This window comes from Hathewaya proteolytica DSM 3090 (assembly GCF_900142225.1).
GTDB classification, from domain to species: Bacteria; Bacillota; Clostridia; order Clostridiales; family Clostridiaceae; genus Hathewaya; species Hathewaya proteolytica.
The window spans coordinates 97,161-103,616 of record NZ_FRAD01000013.1 but is presented as its reverse complement, the minus strand read 5'-3'; the positions used below and the strand labels follow the sequence as shown (position 1 = coordinate 103,616).

3 protein-coding genes are annotated in these 6,456 nt (G+C 34.8%); 2 read left to right on the top strand and 1 reads right to left on the bottom strand.

All coding sequences use genetic code 11. From position 1 onward, the window contains the following. Positions 1–2,131, top strand: a 2,131-nt coding sequence (locus tag BUA73_RS08590) for an immune inhibitor A domain-containing protein (protein ID WP_178139242.1), incomplete at its 5' end; no start/stop codon positions are given. Between the two features lie 80 nt (positions 2,132–2,211). Here BUA73_RS08590 and BUA73_RS08585 read toward each other — a convergent pair. Next, the gene (locus tag BUA73_RS08585) at positions 2,212–2,904 is read right to left on the bottom strand and encodes an RNA polymerase sigma factor (protein WP_072903718.1); all 693 of its coding nucleotides are present in this window, start codon (positions 2,902–2,904) and stop codon (positions 2,212–2,214) included. Positions 2,905–3,473: 569 nt separating this feature from the next. Between BUA73_RS08585 and BUA73_RS08580 the strand changes: the two genes are divergently transcribed. Beyond that, the gene (locus BUA73_RS08580) at positions 3,474–6,437 is read left to right on the top strand and encodes a hypothetical protein (RefSeq protein ID WP_072903717.1); all 2,964 of its coding nucleotides are present in this window, start codon (positions 3,474–3,476) and stop codon (positions 6,435–6,437) included. Positions 6,438–6,456 lie beyond the last annotated feature (19 nt).

Genomic DNA, 6,456 nt, shown 5'->3' with positions numbered 1-6,456 from the left:
GTATACTCCCGCTGAAAAACAAGCTATAGTAAACAAAAATCACAAAGTAACAGATAAAAGCGGAAAAGAATTTTTCGTTGAGGATTTCACTATTTTTGAGCAGGATTTACCTTTGGACTTATTTTGTCATGAATTTGGATATGTTTTAGGGCTTCCAGATTTGTATGATACAAATAAATCAGAACCACCTGTAGAAAACTGGTCCATAATGGGTGGAAGTTACACAGGTAACCCAAGAGGCTCACAGCCTGTAAGCTATGGTGCTTACTGTAAAGAGTTTTTGCAGAAGGATTTTGAAAAGAGAAAAAGAGCGGCCAATTGGCAAAATATGAAAAAAATAAGCTTAGATGATGTTACGGCAGAAGGAATTGATGTTGTACTAGATCAAGCTACCCTTAAAGGAAAAAATAAAGACGTTGTAAGAATTGACCTTCCTAAATATGCAGAAAGAGTGGTAATGCCAACTGAAGGGAGCCAATGTTTCTTTAGTGGTAAAGGTGATAAGTTAAAAAACTACATGACAACTAAAACTCCCATAGAGCTTTCGGCTGATAGCAATGCAAAATTAACTTTTAAAACTTGGTATGATATAGACCCGTACTTTGATTTTGCATCAGTTCAAGTAAGAGAAGTTGGAACTGATAAGTGGGTAACATTAAAAGATGAAACCGAGCTTACAACTGATAAGGTAGATCCTTGGATAGAGTCACATGATAAAGAAAATATACTAGATAGAAATCCAGGTTGGGGATTTACTGATACATCAAATGAAAAATGGCTATATGCTTCTTTTAATTTGAGTCAGTTTAAAGGTAAAAAATTTGACTTAAGATTTAGATTTAGAACGGATGACAATACTCCTGAGAAGGGTATATATTTTGATGAAATTAAAATTAAAGAAGGCTCAAAAATAATTTTTGAAGATGGCGCAGAGGATAGTGAAAATACAAAATTTAATTTTGATGGTTTTAGTATAAATGATGGCAAAGAGAGATATGAGCATTACTATTTATTAGAATGGAGAAGTAGTGGTGCAGGTACAAAGGTTGATAAAGGGTTGGATACTATAAATATGGGTGCAGAGGGTCTTTCCTATGAAACAGGATTGATTATGTGGTATATTAACGGAAAGTACCTTGTAAGCGGTACAGATCAGGATTATAATTCGCATAAGGGTGCGGTAGCCGTAGGTGTTATAGATGCAGATCAAGATCCTATAACTTATTCATATCCAAATGGGTCTTCAGGACCAGATAGATTAAACTATCAGCTTAGAGATGCAGCCTTCAGTATAAGACCAGACAGATCATGGTTATTGGATGCAGGCACTTACAAAGTTGAGGATATGCATACATTCATGAACCCTATATTTAAAGATAGTAATGACTACACATCACCAATGTGGGGATCACCTACAGGCTTGAATTTAAAAAATTACGGATTGCAAATATTCGTAACAGATGAGAGCAAAGATAGAAGTACAGCTAAAATCCATATTGCCAAGAGAAATGGTAATGAAGATACTGTTTATGCAAAACAAGATGCAGATATGATAAAGGAAATCAGTATATCGAATGGGAAAATATATATAACTCCAAAGGAACAATACAGTAATAAGGCATACGCAGCGTTTTCTGATCTAAATGGCAGAAGTTTAGAACTTGAGTTAAAATACGAGAATGGAAAATATGTGTGTGATTCTAAGGGGATTAGTGATAGTGGGCTATGGAAGCCGGAGTTCATAATATTTGAAGATGCCGAAGGTAATGCAAAGGCTGTTTACAACAGAGAGGCTAATGGAATATTTGGGGCGGATTTAAGTAAATTGTTTAAAAAACTAGAGGTTGAAGTTGATCCTGAGATTAAATTTAATAAGGGTGAAAAATCCAATGTTAGCATAAATGTAGATTTACCTAACAGTGTAGAAGAGGTAACATTATTAATTGGTATATATGACGAGCATGGTAAAATGTTAGCTAGCTCTATTAAGAGTGAGAAGGTAAATGGCAAAACTACTTTAACCTCAGAAGTTGATGTTCCTAACGAAGAAAATATGAAAATTAAAATTATGTTATGGGATTTAAAGACCATGAAGGTTTTGCAGAAGGAAGTAGTATATAACATAAAATAAAAAAATCTGTATTAGTGCTTAAATGTACTACTATAAAATTACTAAAAAAGGATAGCTAAAACAAGCTATCCTTTTTGCCGTTATTCCTCTATCATCAATTCTCTTAACATGACTACGGCTCTATGCTTTCTCTGGACCAAGACTCTGTAAGCTATCTTTTTAGCCTTGGCATAGTCCTTCATGCACATATCCTTTAAGACGCACTCAACTATTATTTCACGGTATTTTTCTGGAAGTTTTTCGATGGCCAAATATAAATGAGTCATGTCTTCGTTGAGAATAATATCATCTTCTAAACAGACTTTATCCTTGAGAGTATCAAGTACAGTGCCACCATTTTCTTCAAAAGGCTTGTCTAAACTGTCCTCTAAATTATATTTAGCATATCTTCTCAGTAGTTGTAAGTACCTGTTTCTCACACACTTGGCAACGTAGGCTGTGAAGTTGCCTTTGCTTGGGTTTGGAACGTATTTTTTTATTGCTAGCAGCACGGCGATGTAGCCTATCTGCTCTAGATCGTCGTAGTCGTAGTTTTTTAGATGTATTCTAAGAAGCTCCTTGTAGATTAAAGGTTTGAAGTTGGCAACTAGGATTTCCTCAGCAATCCTATCACCTTGTTTCGCAAGTATAACTAATCTATTGTTAAAGTTACCCTCTTTTGACTTTGAAGAACTAGTATCCTTTGAGCCTTCCCCCATATTTTCCTTACATAGAGATCCTTCTTTACTTGTGAAAAGTTTTTCGTCTTTTTCGTTGATTACATTTCCGTTCATTATTATTCTCCTTCCCCTAAGGATTTTATTTTTAAAAAAAGTATGTTGTGCTTTGCTGAACTTCGGTTTTAATTACGGTTTATTTTCATCAAACATAATAAAGAGTCACCTTACTTTCAAAAAAATATATTAATAGAAAAGTAACACTGTGATGTCAAATTATGCAATGGAATAATTTGTAAACAAATTATAACAAAAACTTTGGTATTTGTCTATATATTTTAAATAAATAATGAAATCATGTCAAATTATTGCACAATACCCAATCCATGCGTGTTTGAAGGGGTTTTTTTACCTAAAATGCAAAATTTGTCGAACGATTCTTTTGAAATATTTTTAAAATGTTACATATTCCTATTGAATTTGGATTTGCGTTAGCATTTATTTTGCCATATATGCTAAAATAAAAAATATAGTGAGTTTTAAACATGTAAGGAAGAACATTGAACATATGAACTTTTTACTAGTTTTTACGTGGGAAATCCTTAGATGACACAGTAATAATTTGAAAAATGTAACTTTTAGATATATAATGAAAGTTAGATATAATACCTTTAGGAGGGAAATTTATGCAGGGAAAAAACGCGAAGATATTAAGTGGGTTAATAGCTGCCATTTCAACGGTGAACTTAATGGGCAGCTCAGTTGTCAGGGCAGATGTGGATGTAAATGATTTATACGATAAAGCTTATAGAGCTACTGAAATTGCAAAGAATGATAAGACTCAAAGTTCTATCAATGAAGCTAGAAAAAACATTAGGAATTTGAATAATGCCTTAAAGGATAATGAAAAATTAAGAAAGCAATTGGTAGGAACTCTGTCAGGTTCCCTAGATCCTCTACAACATAAGTTGTTTGTCGATTTTTACGGAATACTATATAAAAAAGATGGAAGTATTAAAGAAGCCATGATTCAGGACGATATTAATAAGGCAAGGGAATATGTCAATGGCTTTGCAGGTTGTGAAGAGAATTCATATTATATAGGTGCTTGGTCTTCTGCCATTGATAAATTTCAGGGGGACAACATAAATCAAGGGAAACTGGCTTTAGAAAAAGCTAAAAAAACAAAGAATAAAGAGGATATTGCCATTGCCAGGGTTGTTTTAAATGATTTGCTTAAGATAAAGCACAATGACGATATGAAAAAGGTTATAGAAGGATTTGATTTTAGATTGTCTCAACTGGAAAATGAAAATAACTCTGTTCAAGGGGTATCCCTAAGAGCGGCTGGAGAGAGAATCTTAGAGGTTAAATTTTCAAAGGCCGTGGAGGATACAGCAAAGGTGTCTTTTCAGATTAAAAAGGAAAACATTAAACTTAATACAAGAGAAATTCAGTGGAACCAAGGTAAGGATGTGGCAACTATTGTGTTACCTCAAGTTCTACAGGATGGAATTTATTCTTGTTTTGTGTCCTATGCCGATAAAGAGTTGGCAAAGGATGAAAATGTGGTGGTAAAGGCAGCGAAGATAAGCAAAATTGACTTTTTGAATGATTACGCTGTGGTGAAAGATTCTACACCAACTACTCCTAGCATTGATGGTCAGCTAGTGACTACCATGATGCGTATAGAAAATCAATATGGTGAGGATATAACCGGCAGAATTAATTTATCTGATTTTACTATATCTTGTTCTGCGGGAAAGGTGAGCTCCATTGTTGGAAACACTGTTAGCATAAAGGATATCAATGAGTACAAGGTGGGAAGTAAGCTTACCATAACTGTGATTCATCAACCATCAGGCCTTGTAGCCAATAGAACTTTTACAGTTGTAGGACAACCAACCCTTCGCTCTATAGTATTAGGTGATGTGAAGAGCACTGATAGTAAATTAAATGGTAAGGAGATTTACCTTTCAGATATGAAGGAAAAGGGAAGCACTTATTATATTCCTCTTACTGTAAATGATGAATATGGCAATGAGTTGTCAGAGGATGAACTTAGAAATTTTAATGTGCTCAGCTCAAATGAAAACATTGTAAAACCTAAAAAATCCAATGGCAAGGCAGTGGTGGTGACTAAGGACAAAAAACCTTGCATTTTGCTAGAAAACACTGGTATAAATGGCATGTTTGGTACTTGTGTCATAACTCTTATATCTCCTAATGGTGTGGCAGCGAATTGCAAGATAACGGTTTTAGACAGTGCCAAGGTTGATGTCTTTACACTGGAACAACCTTATAGTGATTTAAAGGCGGGCTGTGAGATTACTTTGCCTTTTGCTGCAGTAAATCAGTACGGAAAAACTCTTAGTACTGCGGATGAGTTGGTGGTGGATGGAAATGGCACTTCATGTTTGAGGATCAACAACAAGGAAGTGACAATCTCTGCAACTAATGCCACTCTTACATCTAAAATAGATTATGCAAAAGAAAAAAAGTTAAGTCTTAGGTTGATAGCAAATGAAAATGCAAAAAATGTCATAATTACTGTGGTTACAGCTACGGGTAGGGTGCAGACGCTGACTTTTAGAGTTCAAGAGAAGCCAGTGGCAACTTCCATTCTAGGCATTAGAGAAGATTTCTATAGGAAACTACAAAAGGGAGAATCTTGCTCTATAGATGGAAAGATTCGATTTGCGGACCAGTATGGTGATGAAATTTTTAATGATAACAATGCCCTGTGGGAGATACAGAACGTGAGCAATTCTTCTTATGCAAGTAATTACAATGTTTCTTATAACCCATCAAAAAAGAAGTTTGCTGCTGAAAATCAAGGGACTTCTACTTTTAAAATAGTGCTTAAAGAAAATTTAACTGGAAAGGTGATAGATGAGTATGTTTTCGACATGGAATCTGTTATTCCAGAGAGCATAGAACAGTTCGTCATGGCAGATATAAATAAGCAGTATACGGGTTCCGATGTGGTTATGCAAAATTCTCACCATCAGGCTATAAAAATTCATGGAATAAAGAATGGAGAGAAGGTTAAAATCAATCAGAAGTTGATTATTGATGCCAGAATCACAAACAATCAAAAGATAGCTTTTGCAGTGGATGATAATGGTGATGTCTATAGAGAGCTTAAGTCTTCTTTTGTGGATACTAATGAAAAGGACTACAAGGCTACCCTTAATATAATAGTGGAGGGGTCTAGTGGGGTTCAGGTATTGACTCAGGAAGTTGTATACAGCAGTGCACATCCAGAGGCAAAAACTTTAGATGTTTACTACAATGGTTCTATTCTTGCGGATTCTACTGTGGAACTTAGCACTGATAGAATTGGAGGCAGGGTAGGAACTGCTTGCAATATCTTAAATAGTGAAAATAAGAATTTGTACTTTAAGTCAAAGGATCAGTACAATGTAAACTGTAGTGCTGATGAGGTAAGGTTCTATATCTCCAATGTGAAGGATGGGGCTATTAACTCAGGATTTAATGTTACTGCCGATGAAAATGGAAACATAAGCATATATTCTACCAGTGGCAAGGTAGCATCGGGAAGTTCCTTTGTCATCAATGCTGTAACTAAAAAAGGCATGATTAAATCTGTAAATGTGGTTTTGAATAGTGGAAGTAATTTAAAATAATAAAATACGATAAGGGGAT